Source organism: Reichenbachiella sp. (genome assembly GCF_033344935.1).
GTDB lineage: Bacteria > Bacteroidota > Bacteroidia > Cytophagales > Cyclobacteriaceae > Reichenbachiella.
Map to the genome: position 1 here is coordinate 2,590,862 of NZ_JAWPMM010000001.1, position 12,255 is coordinate 2,603,116.

Annotated in this window: 9 protein-coding genes; 4 read left to right on the plus strand and 5 right to left on the minus strand. The window is 38.2% G+C overall.

Annotation, left to right across the window (positions count from 1 at the left end):
* Window positions 1–48: 48 nt before the first annotated feature.
* A complete protein-coding gene (locus R8N23_RS11345) occupies window positions 49–1,233 on the minus strand; it encodes a porin (RefSeq protein ID WP_318171714.1) in 1,185 nt (394 codons plus the stop codon).
* Between the two features lie 114 nt (window positions 1,234–1,347).
* Window positions 1,348–2,457, minus strand: coding sequence for a Na/Pi symporter (locus R8N23_RS11350; protein ID WP_318171715.1), 1,110 nt, complete (start codon window positions 2,455–2,457; stop codon window positions 1,348–1,350).
* A gap of 178 nt (window positions 2,458–2,635) precedes the next feature.
* Between R8N23_RS11350 and R8N23_RS11355 the strand changes: the two genes are divergently transcribed.
* Entirely contained in the window at window positions 2,636–4,345 is a 1,710-nt protein-coding gene (locus tag R8N23_RS11355) for a Na/Pi cotransporter family protein (protein ID WP_318171716.1), read from the plus strand.
* Window positions 4,346–4,395: 50 nt separating this feature from the next.
* On the opposite strand, the gene R8N23_RS11360 is transcribed toward R8N23_RS11355, so the two are convergent.
* Window positions 4,396–5,642 (minus strand): IS3 family transposase gene (locus tag R8N23_RS11360; protein ID WP_318171684.1). Its coding sequence is split into 2 segments (ribosomal slippage): window positions 4,396–5,279 and window positions 5,279–5,642, totalling 1,248 coding nucleotides; the frame shifts between segments, so codons are not numbered across the junction.
* 102 nt (window positions 5,643–5,744) lie between these two features.
* Complete coding sequence (locus tag R8N23_RS11365; protein ID WP_318171717.1) at window positions 5,745–6,428, minus strand: head GIN domain-containing protein; 684 nt, start codon at window positions 6,426–6,428, stop codon at window positions 5,745–5,747.
* A gap of 150 nt (window positions 6,429–6,578) precedes the next feature.
* On the opposite strand from R8N23_RS11365, the gene R8N23_RS11370 reads away from it, so the two are divergent.
* The gene (locus R8N23_RS11370) at window positions 6,579–9,728 is read left to right on the plus strand and encodes a carboxypeptidase regulatory-like domain-containing protein (RefSeq protein ID WP_318171718.1); all 3,150 of its coding nucleotides are present in this window, start codon (window positions 6,579–6,581) and stop codon (window positions 9,726–9,728) included.
* A gap of 102 nt (window positions 9,729–9,830) precedes the next feature.
* Entirely contained in the window at window positions 9,831–11,138 is a 1,308-nt protein-coding gene (gene mtaB, locus R8N23_RS11375; protein WP_318171719.1) for a tRNA (N(6)-L-threonylcarbamoyladenosine(37)-C(2))-methylthiotransferase MtaB, read from the plus strand.
* Here mtaB and R8N23_RS11380 read toward each other — a convergent pair whose 3' ends face one another.
* Window positions 11,139–11,714 carry a DUF2911 domain-containing protein gene (locus tag R8N23_RS11380; RefSeq protein ID WP_318171720.1) on the minus strand — a complete coding sequence of 192 codons (576 nt, stop codon included), beginning with the start codon at window positions 11,712–11,714 and terminating at the stop codon, window positions 11,139–11,141.
* 266 nt (window positions 11,715–11,980) lie between these two features.
* Here R8N23_RS11380 and R8N23_RS11385 point away from each other — a divergent pair, with 266 nt between their 5' ends.
* Window positions 11,981–12,241: a hypothetical protein gene (locus tag R8N23_RS11385; RefSeq protein ID WP_318171721.1), complete on the plus strand. Its 261-nt coding sequence runs from the start codon at window positions 11,981–11,983 to the stop codon at window positions 12,239–12,241.
* Window positions 12,242–12,255 lie beyond the last annotated feature (14 nt).

A 12,255-nucleotide genomic window follows, 5' to 3' on the forward strand; every position in this document is an offset into this window, starting at 1 on the left:
AAAAAAAAGTTTTTATGGGGTGTTTTTTATGGAATTATTAATCTGCAGTTAGAATCCTATCTCTAGCTGTGCAGAATAAATCATGTTATCATTTTTAGTAGCTCTATCTCTATAGGCTACACTGGCTTGCAGTTTGAGTGTGTGTCCTACGATATACTTACCAAACCCCAACTCATATCTTCTTTCAGCGTCATCAATTTCAATTCGTTCAGGTCTCACATCTGTGAATCTACCATCAATAGACCAGTTGTTTTTGAATAAATAACCGGATTGTATGTTGAAGGCTTGTCCTGTATAGAAGTAGATGTCATCGCCGCTACTTGTCACTCCACTAATTACTCCATCGGCTACTCTTTTATGAGCATATTCAGACATGACACTAAAGCCGTTGTACTTGAACATCATATCTACAAAAATGGTAGCCAAGTCACTGTGGACTTTGTCGCCATTGGTATCAAGAATAAACAATCCTAATTGACCTCTTTGTCTTGATGTTCCAAAGTTATGGTCGTAGGTAGCTCCAATCGAAAGTTTTGGTGATTGCTCTCTTGCCAAGTCTTCTCCAAAGTAATCTCCCTTGTCAGTGAATTTCCCGAAAGGTAAGATTTCTCCTCGGAAAGTGTAATCATAGCCAGCCTCTAAGGATTCGGTGATGTTTCTTCCTTCACCTTTGGTAAGTGCGATAACCTCACGGAGTACTACATTACCCATTTTGTGCTCATGATGTAGCCAAAGCCCTTTATCACGGTCGATGTTGAATCTGCTGTTCAACCTACTTCGATCAACAAGCTGCAGAGCACCAGATGAAATTACACGTTCTCTGTTACCAGGAAGCTTAGTTTGACCTACCCATAGTTGCCACCCAGGAAGAAATTTCCATTTCAATACCGCATCAAGTACAATACTTGCTGCGCCGTTGTGTTCAGCAAAGAAGTCACCTTGATCTCTGTTAGACATCGCTAACTCAATTTTATAATTGATTCTTGGGTCGTATAAATGACCTTTAAACTTCAAGCGGAAACGTCTGATCGTGAATGCATCGGCGTACTCATTGGTTTCTAAATCTTGAGCACCGATATACTGCGTTTGAAACCTATTGTTCCATTGCATACTGAAAGAGGAATCTTTCGCCATAAAGCGAATTCCCTTTCCCATCTTACTGCCGTCGAATGATTGAGCTTGGGCCAATACGGCGCACGTAGCCAAAGCTAAAGTGATGTAAATAAATCTCATATTTTCTGAATATAAGCCGCGAAGGTATGGGGATACTTTCTGCAAGTAGTTATTCTATAGTTACTTTAATGTTAAGTAATTGTTAACTAAAAGAAAAATAGCGAATATTGGTCTTTATAGCCTATTTAGGAAAATTAAAGCTAAAGGGAGAATGAAAAACACAAATAAGATGTAGAAGAATCCTACGACTTTATACTGCATAGTCATTAGCCCAAATTTTCTCGCGTATTGGATGGGTAATTGTTTTAGATAGGGTATGAACAAAAAGATGAGTGTGCCAATAAGGTTAAAAAGAAAGTGTACCAAAGCGATACTCACCGCAGCCTCGGATTTATTGAAGGCTGCAATCAATGCCGTAATAGTTGTTCCAATGTTGGCTCCAACAATGTATGGGAATACTTTGCTTAGATGAATCTTACCAGTTGCTCCGAGAGGTACAATGATTGAAGTAGTAATTGAACTCGATTGAATACCAGCGGTTAACATGGCGCCAAGCCCAAATGAGTTCAATTTGTGTTTAAAGAATACTTCCTGAAACCTTTCCTCGGAAGTGCCAATCATTCTCTTTGATATTATTTTGGATATAATCTTTATTGAGGCAAATAGACTAGCGCCGGCAATCAATACCAAGATGATCTCATAGTTAATGGCATCTATCAAAAAACTGTTGATGAAATCAAACAAACCTGAGCTTGTCACTTGTCCTGTTTTTGTCGGTATTGTTGAAAGATTGAAAACTGAAGCAATAGAGGTGGATAGTTTTGAAAGCAAATGATAGTAGTATTCCAATGGAAACAGAATCATTACTGTCATGATATTAAAAAAATCATGCATAACACCGGTGGCTATGGCATTCTTGAATTCTTTATTGTTTGTAATATAACTCAGCGAGACAATGGTACTAGTCAATGTTGTACCAATGTTAGCACCCATAATCATAGGTACTGCATTCTCTAATGTCATTCCTCCAGAGGCCACTACGGCAACAATAAGCGAAGTACTTGTGCTACTGCTTTGAATAACAGCCGTAATAAATAATCCTATGAATAAGCTTATAAATGGATTGGACGTGATTGATAATATTTTTATTACGGTCTCATTACCAATGGCATGAAAAGTACTTGTCATTAAATCTAATGACCACAAAAATGCAAAAAGAGCAATAGATATGCTCAAAATGAACTGGAGTACACTAAGTTGTTTTTGTTTTGTATTACCTTCCATAATTCCGGCTGCAAAAGTAGAATAGATTGCCTTGCCATATATTACTAAATTGTTAACATATCTAATGTAAGCAGTTTAATATTGGGTTTATCCTTAACATTTATTTAAAATTGAACTTGCTTTATATTTATAGCTTTGCAGCGAAAAATAATTATTCAGAAAATAAAATAACGATCTCGTGGAATACGGAATTTACGACATTTTAAAACTTGTAGGTGCGCTCGGTTTTTTCATTTATGGAATGAAAGTCATGAGTGAATCGATTCAGAAGGTAGCGGGGGATTCCTTGAGATCTGTGATGAGTATTATCACTTCTAATAGAGTAAGCGGTGTTTTTACAGGGTTCTTGACTACTGCCATTATTCAATCTTCTTCGGCTACTACGGTAATGGTGGTGAGCTTTGTGAATGCAGGGCTACTCAAGCTTAGACAAGCTATTGGTGTCATTATGGGTGCTAATATTGGTACTACAATTACGGCTGTGCTTATTTTGGTGTTTGGTTTCTCGAAATTTAGTATTTCGCACTACACACTTCCTATTATAGCAGTGGGTTTTCCCATGCTTTTTGCCAAAAAGGTAGAGTTGAAGTATTGGGGTGAATTCCTAATTGGATTTGCGCTTTTGTTTATGGGTCTAAGTGCTTTAAAAGGTGCGGTGCCAGATTTGAAACACAATCCTGAAATCCTAGCCTGGATTACGGATTTGAATAATCTTGGATTTTTATCTGTAGTAATAGCTGTTCTGATAGGGACTATATTGACTGTTGTTGTACAATCTTCAAGTGCAGCCATGGCTATTACTTTGATCATGTGTGATAATGGCTGGATTCCTTACGATATGGCAGCTGGTATAGTTTTAGGAGAAAATATCGGTACTACGATTACGGCGAACCTGGCAGCTCTTGTAGGAAATGTTCATGCGAAGCGAGCGGCACTTGCTCATTTTATGTTCAATGTATTCGGTGTGGTTTGGATGCTTTTGATATTTAACTTCTATATCAATGGTATCGATTCTATTATGGTAAGTACTGGAAATGGCTCACCGTTGAACGAAACAGGTGCTATTAAATGGGGACTAACTTATTTCCATATTAGTTTCAACATTCTTAATACGGCAATCATGATTTGGTTTGTGCCGCAAATCGAAAGTGTTGTTACTAAGTTGATATCATCTAAAGATGAGGAAGACGAAGAGTTTCACTTGGAATTTATTGGCACACAATTGATGAGAACTGCTGAATTGTCTTTGATGGAGGCAAGAAAGGAAGTGGCTAAATTCAGTAAGCATGTAGTGAAAATGAGCAAATTTGTTCAGGAACTGATTGAGTCATCAGATTCTAAGCGTATTGAGAGATTAACAGAGAAAATTTCGAAATATGAAGATCGTACTGATGAATTGGAGATGGAAATTGATGATTATTTGGTAAAAGTATCTGAAGGACGATTGAGTACAGCTGCTTCTGAGGAAATTCGTGCGATCATGAGTGTAACGAGTGACCTTGAAAGAACTGCTGACATTTTCATGAGAATGTCACGTGAAATCAACAGAAAGAACAAACACAGCTTGACTTTTACCGAAGGGCAAGTAGAGAGCATTAAGAAAATATTTGGACTTGTCGACGATGCCTTGGCTGTAATGCATGCGAATTTAAAAGCAGATTACTCAGAGGTAGAATTGGAAGAGGCCATGTCCAAAGAGACTGCTATCAATAAATTAAAGAAAGAACTAAGTAAGCAACATTGGAAGAGTGTAGAAGAGAATCACTACGATGTGCAAACTGGTATTGTTTACAGAGATATAATATTTGGATGTGAGCGAATCGGAGATCACATTATTAATGTAACTGAAAGTATTGTAGGGATTGAAGAACATGTCTCTTTATCATAAGAAATGTTTATTGACCCGTCCTAAAATAGGTTGACGGTTTTTAAAAAGATTTAAGTAAAACCTGTGGATTGATATTCACAGGTTTTTTCATGTATAAAGTTAGGTGTTTTATAGTTGAGACTTAGATGAGGTCTTTGATTGTTGTAGGTATCTATTGACTCTTTGATCAGTATTTTCAATTCTTGGCCAGTATTGCATTTATGAATGAGGAACTCCCCCTTTAGGATACCATTAACTCTTTCTGCTAGTGCATTTTGATAGCAGTCATACCCATCGGTCATAGATGGGGTGATTTGATGATTACTAAGCTCAGACTGATAAAGAGTGGAGCAATATTGTAATCCTCTATCGGAATGATGAATAAGCGTTTGGGTTGTTTTTCTGTTTTTGACAGCAACTTTCAGTGCTTTGACCACGTGTTCAGCACTCATGTCATCACTGAGGTGATAGCCCATAATCTTTCTACTATATGCATCTGTGACCAAAGAGAGGTAATGGGTTCGCTCCCTACTTTTGATGTAAGTAATATCACTGACAAAAACTTCTTCAGGGCGAATAGCTTTCCGATCCTTCAATAGGTTGGGGTATTTTCTCAACCAATGCTTACTGTTGGTAGTTTTTGTATAATTCTTCTTTGGCTTGATGAGCAGGTGTTCGGCTCTTAAATAGTTGAACAAAGCATCTCTACCCACTTTTATGTTTTGCCGGTCAAATTCACCTTTCAATGAATGGTACAGCTTCCGCGTGCCCAGTCGGGGCATTTGCATCCTTACCTTTTGGACAAGGGGTTTGATCCTGGAGAGTTCTTCTGCTCTTTGCTTAGATCTCTGTATTGATTGATAAACCGCCTGTCTACTAATCCCAAACAGTCGACAGCTACGTGAGAGACTCACGTGCTTTTCTTCTCGGATGCGCCAGATTGTTTGGGTAATCCCTTTTTTCTGATTGAAGTTCCGTGTTCTTTGTCTGAGATGTCAATCATCATATTAAGAATCTCATTCTTCAATCGCTCATCAGATAATTCACGTTCTAATCGCTTGATCTTCTGTGCTGGTGTCTCTTTTGATTTAGGTGAGGCCATAAAGTGTTGCTTCGGGTGACTCCAGTCTAATTTACCATATCTGCGTAACCAAACCAAAACTGTACTCCTTCCTTGTATACCATAAGTTTTTTGGGCTTGCTTGTAGGTCATTTCGCCTTTTTCCACTTCAGATACAACCGCCAGTTTAAAGCCCATGTTGTAGTCGCGCTGGGTGCGCTTTTTCCCTCCTAAAGAACTGCGCTTCTCGTCTTTCATAAATAAGTCGTTTTTGTGTCAACTTATTTCAGGACGAGACATATCCATAAAAAAAGCCAGAATCTAAACAAGATTCTGGCTTTTTTATGTCTTAGCTCAACTCTAGTCTTTTCTTACTTTACCGCTACTGCTCGTATCTACATAAACTTTGTCAGGATTCCCTCTGTAGTAAACTTTTCCACTACTACTGGCTCTTCCTTCAATCAAACCATGTACGGTTACTTCTGCTTTTCCTGAGCTACTTACTTGTACGTCCACTTCTTCACTGTCCATGTCATAGGCGGATAGTCGTCCTGAACTACTGATATCTATTTCTTGGAATTTTGCTTTGCCCGAGAGAATAACGTCAGCACTACTCGATACTCTAACCTCAAGTTCTCTGACATTAAGAATTAAGTCAGCTCTTCCTGAGCTACTAGCTTTTATTTCAAATTTTTCAGTAGCGATTTCATCTGACCCAATGATGGAGCCGGAGGAACTGACCGATACCGCTTCTAATTCATTTGCGTAGGTGAGTTCTATTTCTACATTTTTAGAGAAGTAGTTACCTCTTTTCATTCTAATGTAAAGTGTGTTGCCTTCGACTTCGGTTTCAACTCGGTCTGTGTCAACCCCTCGAGTTTCTATTTTGGCTTCATTGATAGAGCCTTTTTTCATTCTCACCGATATGGATTCACTTACTTTTATTTCATCAAATGTGTCAAGTTTCCTGGTGTCACTTGTTTGAGCCTGTACGGCTATGATGCTGGCTAATAGGATGCTTAAACAGGTTATTGCTTTTTTCATGAGTTTTTAATTTTGATTGTTCTATATAAGGACTAGAGCGGATCAAAAAGGTTGCAAGAAAATTGTTTGTACCTACATATAGTTTTTTTAATATGTATGCACGCATAATATTATTTATTTATTTTTGGCGTTTCACTCAAACTCTTAATTATGATAAAAACCAATACTCGAAAATCCCTGTATATGGGGATTGCTTTCTTATTTTTTAGTATTGGTGCCTTTGCACAGACTACCACCTCGTGGATTACAGGTAGGGTGCAAGGTACCGATGGAGCGGATCTGGTAGGATCTACGGTAATTGCTATACACGTACCTACAGGTACTAAGTATGGTGTATCAACAAGACTGGATGGTGGATATGATATTCCTAACGCTAAAATTGGCGGCCCATATTCAGTAGAGGTATCTTTTGTAGGCTTCAAAAGTCAAAAAGTAGAAGGTGTCTTTTTGACATTAGGTCAAAAGCAGCGACTAGACTTTGTGCTGCAAGAGGACGCCACCACCATTCAAGAAGTGGTCATTACCGCCAATCGTGATGATGTAATGAATAGTGAGCGCACTGGCGCTGAGACTACTATTAGCAATGATCAGTTGGTGTTATTACCCACAATTTCTAGATCTACACAAGATATATTTAGATTAACTCCGTCTAATGATGGAAATGGATTTGCTGGTCGAAGTGATCACGATACCAACTTTTCATTGGATGGCTCAATTTTTAACAACCCATTCGGACTAGATGCAGCCACTCCTGGTGGACAGGCAGGTGCTCAACCCATTTCATTAGATGCAATTGATCAGATACAAGTATCGGTGGCACCGTTTGATGTCACCAAAGCTGGATTTACAGGAGCTTCCGTAGATGCAGTAACAAAGAGTGGTACTAACGCTTTGAAGGGTACGGCGTTTGGCTTCTATAGAAATCAAGCCATGACTGGAAAGAAAGTGAATGGAACTTCTATTGATGTTCCTGACTTGACTCAATTTCAAGGTGGTTTTTCCCTAGGTGGACCGATCATTAAAAACAAACTTTTCTTCTTCGCCAATATGGAAATGGAGAGAAGAGAGGACCTAGGTCAAAATGTTGTTGCTGATAATGGAAGTAACTCTGGAGAAAGTAATGTAGCTAGAGTTTCTGAAGCAGATTTGATTGCTGTTCAAAGTGCGTTGAGAAGTATAGGTCACGATCCTGGGGATTATCAAGGTTATACGCATAAAACAGAAAACTTAAAGGCCATGTTGAAAATTGATTGGAATATCAATGATAAGCACAGTTTGACAGCTACATACAACATGCTCGATGCGAATAGAGATTTGCCAGCTCACCCTAATGCAATTATTAGAAGAGGGCCGGATAGAACGACCATGCAATTTGAAAATTCAGGGTACAATATTGAAAATAAGATCCAGTCCGGAATGCTGGAATTAAATTCTATTTTCAGTAATACAGTATCAAACAAATTGCAAGTAGGAATGACCATGTTTAGAGATGCGAGAGATCCTAAAAGTGAACCTTTTCCAGATTTGAATATTGCAAACAATACGATCAATTACATTGTTGCAGGTCACGAACCTTTCTCTATTCACAATAGGTTAGATCAGGATGTGATTCAAATAACAAACAATGTCAATATTTTTAAAGGTGCTCATACTTTTACTGTTGGAGGATCTTTTGAGAAGTTCATGTTTGATAACTCGTTCAACTTAGGTGCCTATGGAGGAACTTTTGGACCGGCATACTCAAGTGTAGCACAATTTCAGGATTCAATAGCTAGCGGATATATCGCAGGGCAGAAAGCTGCTGCAGAAGCTCTTTTTGCTTCGAACAATGCGGCAACACCTGATACTGGTGGATGGGCATTGGCAGAAACGAATGTTGGTCAACTTTCATTCTATGCGCAAGATGAATGGCAAGCCACTGATAATCTGGCTTTGACTTTTGGTTTAAGAATGGATGTGCCTTTGTATTTTGATACTGAGGAAAAAATGCAGGAAAACATAGACAGAAACTGTTGCTATGATCCAAGCATTCAATACTATGATGAAAATGGCGATCCTATCATGTTTAATTCACTAGAGTTTCCAGAGCAAAAACCATTGTTTTCACCAAGATTTGGATTCAACTGGGATGTGAACGGAGATAGAACTGTTCAGGTAAGAGGGGGAACAGGCTTATTTACGGGTAGATTTCCATTCGTATGGATCGGTAATCAGGTGGCTAACCCTAATTTCTTTTTCTATACCGTATCAAGAACTGATTTTAAATTTCCACAGGTTTGGAAAACTAATTTGGGTGTGGACAAGAAACTCGGCGAAGGATTTACACTTTCTGCTGACTTAGTTTATTCTAAGGATGTCAATGGGATTATGGTTAGAAACTACGGCTTGATTCAGCCTAATTCAACACTTTCTGGACAACCGGGAAGACAAGTATATGGAGCTGGAGATAGAGCGACTGTATTTGGCGGTGCGACGAATGCGTATGTATTGTCGAACTCAGATGTTGGTCGTAGTGTGAACCTTTCATTGGAATTGAAGAAGAGCTGGACTAATGGATTATATACTTCTTTAGCTTATAACTTCCTTGATTCAAAAGATGCCTCATCGCTCGTAGGAGAAATTTCAAGTGATACTTATGATAGAAATCCAGCGATAAATAATGTGAATGAAGCTGTTGCTTCTCCGTCGCTTTATGGAAATAGACATAGAATTGTAGGTACCATTAACAAGAAGTTTACTTATGGTGGAGATAAAACAGCGACTACGGTTTCTTTCTTTATAGAATATGCTCAGGGCGGAAGATTCTCATACACTTATGCAGGAGATATCAATAATGATGGCTCAGGCTTAAATGACCTGATCTACGTGCCAACAGATGGTGAAATTGATCAGATGCAATTCGATACATTTTTCGCTACAGAGGCAGACCAGCGTGCAGGGTTGAAGTCTTATATTGCACAGGATGAGTACTTAAATGTTCGACGAGGAAGATATGCTGAAAAGTATAGTGCTTTAAGCCCTTGGTTCTCAACTTGGGATATGAGAGTACTACAAGATTTTTATATTGGTGAACAAACTTTGCAGTTAAGCTTAGATATTCTTAATATTGGCAATCTGATTTCCAATAAATGGGGTGTGAGACAAGTTCCTTTAAATACCTCGCCTATTGGATATGTTAGAACTGAGGCAACAGGTGAGCCTGTTTATTCATTCGATACAAACGCCAAAGAGACATTTGCGGATGATTTTGGACTACAGTCTAGATGGCAATTGCAGCTTGGTGTAAGATATATATTTTAATAAAGACGCTTCATTGAGAAAAAGGTAAAGAGATTTACCTTGGAGAAAGCCCCCTAGTGGGGCTTTCTTTTTTTTAGTAGCTTTGCGTTTTATTTATTCGGCATGAAAAAAGTTGCATTTTATACCTTGGGCTGCAAGCTCAATTTTTCTGAAACCTCAACCATTTCAAGACTTTTCGAAGAGGAAGGTTATGAGAAGGTGGCTTTTGAAAATGAGCCTGACATCTTTGTAATCAACACCTGTTCGGTTACTGAAAATGCAGATAAAAAATGCCGTCAAATTGTAAAAAACGCAAAGAAGGTATCCCCAGAATCATTTGTGGTCATTATAGGTTGTTTTGCACAATTAAAACCTAAAAAGATTTCTGAGATTCCAGGTGTGGATGCTGTATTAGGTGCAGCTGAAAAATTTAAGCTATTAGAACATCTTAAAGATTTTGAAAAACGGAAAGAAGCCATCATTTGTGCTTCTGAAATTTCAAATGCGACAGAATTCAACAACGCCTATTCAATAGCAGACCGTACAAGGACTTTCCTCAAGGTTCAAGATGGTTGTAATTATGGTTGTGCTTTCTGTACTATTCCACTCGCCAGGGGAAAAAGTAGAAGTGATAGTATAGAGAATATCCTGAAATCAGCTCATGAAATTGCTCAAACTGAGGTAAAAGAAGTGGTGTTAACTGGAGTTAATATCGGGGACTTTGGTGTGCAAGGTGGAAGAAGAAAAGAACGTTTTCTTGAGTTAGTGAAGGCGTTGGATGAAGTAGAAGGGATTGAGCGTTTTAGAATTTCTTCTATAGAGCCTAACTTGTTGAATAATCAGATCATTGAATTTGTTGCGGAGAGTAAGCGATTTGCTCCGCATTTTCATATTCCACTACAATCTGGGAGCAACAAGATTCTCAAGTTGATGAATAGAAGATATTTGAGAGAGCTATACGTGGAGCGTGTAGCTAAAATAAAGGAGACCATGCCCAATGCATGTATTGGAGTGGACGTAATTACTGGCTTTCCAGGAGAGACTCATGAAGATTTTTTGGATACCTACAATTTCATCAATGAATTGCCAGTTTCTTACTTACATGTATTCACATACTCAGAACGAGCGAATACAAACGCAGTAGAAATGGATGGGGTAGTGCCCAAAAAAGAAAGGAATGAACGTTCAAATATGCTCCGTATTCTTTCAGAAAAGAAGAAGCAGGCATTCTATGAATCTCAAATTGGAAATGAGTTTACTGTACTATTGGAAAATGATGTGAAGGACGACTTTATGTTCGGCTTCACTGAAAATTATCTAAAAGTCAAATTGCCTTATCAGGAAGATTTAGTGAATGAACTAAGATTAGTCAACATGCAGTCCGTAGAAGAAGACGGAACGATGAGAGCAAACGAAACTCAACTAGTTTGACTATAGTGGCATCACTAGAAAGTCGAATTTCAATTGATCCCAAGCAAATTCGATCACTCCAGTATCATCGATTGTGAAAGTCATTCTTTCGCTTAAATCATTGTTTGTAGAAGGTTCAACTTCAAAGCGTAGCACATCAAGGGACTGATCATAATCGTAAGCTCCCCAAACTTCATATTTAGTATTTAATATGACTGTCCATTTGTCTTTAGTGGGTATGGTGTATAGCGCATAGTTTCCTGCAAGTAATGTGTCTCCATTCACTAATATGTTGCCTGTAGCTGAAAGTACTGTGGCTTCATTGGCTCCGGTTCTCCAAATTCGATCGAAAGGAACTAAATCACCCCAAATGGTACGACCTTTTACCGCAGGTTGACTATAGGTTATAAAAACATCAGTATCTCCTAGACTTGTTATAGCTCTAGCGGGAGGAGAAGGTCTGGAAGCACACTTCTTTTGATAAGACTCAAATTCCTTTAAATCAGAAGAGATAAACTTGGAGGGGTATTCTGGACGATAGCATCCACCAAGGGCAAGAGGAGTGAGGATAACGATCAGTATCCACCAATTGCTCATATTCATATTTAAAAACCTTTCTTTCAATTTGCCAAATTAATATTTTCTTGAATCAAGTGTACGTGATACCTCTAAATATGTTCAAACATTTATTTCTAATTAATGGTATAAATTTTATGTGCTCATTTTTCGTACAACGATTGTATCAAAACCGATCATGATCTGACTTTAATTATTTGTATAACTATCAGTATATCAGGCAGATAATTGATTAGGTATATTTTTTGTTAACAAAACATTAACTATATCAAATAAAACTTGAAATTATGAGTATCATCGGAATCGAAATCCCGCGACTAGAAGAAGATCAGGACATCAGTGTTGAAGTAAAGATCAATGGGATCAAAAAACAATACAGCTATCGAGTTGAAATTTTCTATTGGGAGGAATGTCCTTTTCCTACAGAAGATCGGGTAGAGTGTATTAAAAACTTAGTGTCTAGTTATGATCAGGAGTGGGATTTGGCTCATATCGGCATACCAACTGACGAGTACATTCCGATTACGTTTAGAAAAAAGAGGACTTAGGTTTTTTAACCAAG

What these genes read in the sequence shown, in the direction of transcription:
- R8N23_RS11345 (WP_318171714.1), bottom strand. Translation starts at nt 1,233, where the DNA reads ATGAGATTTATTTACATCACTTTAGCTTTGGCTACGTGCGCCGTATTG.
- R8N23_RS11350 (WP_318171715.1), bottom strand. Translation starts at nt 2,457, where the DNA reads ATGGAAGGTAATACAAAACAAAAACAACTTAGTGTACTCCAGTTCATT.
- R8N23_RS11365 (WP_318171717.1), bottom strand. Translation starts at nt 6,428, where the DNA reads ATGAAAAAAGCAATAACCTGTTTAAGCATCCTATTAGCCAGCATCATA.
- R8N23_RS11370 (WP_318171718.1), top strand. Translation starts at nt 6,579, where the DNA reads ATGATAAAAACCAATACTCGAAAATCCCTGTATATGGGGATTGCTTTC.
- mtaB (WP_318171719.1), top strand. Translation starts at nt 9,831, where the DNA reads ATGAAAAAAGTTGCATTTTATACCTTGGGCTGCAAGCTCAATTTTTCT.
- R8N23_RS11380 (WP_318171720.1), bottom strand. Translation starts at nt 11,714, where the DNA reads ATGAGCAATTGGTGGATACTGATCGTTATCCTCACTCCTCTTGCCCTT.
- R8N23_RS11385 (WP_318171721.1), top strand. Translation starts at nt 11,981, where the DNA reads ATGAGTATCATCGGAATCGAAATCCCGCGACTAGAAGAAGATCAGGAC.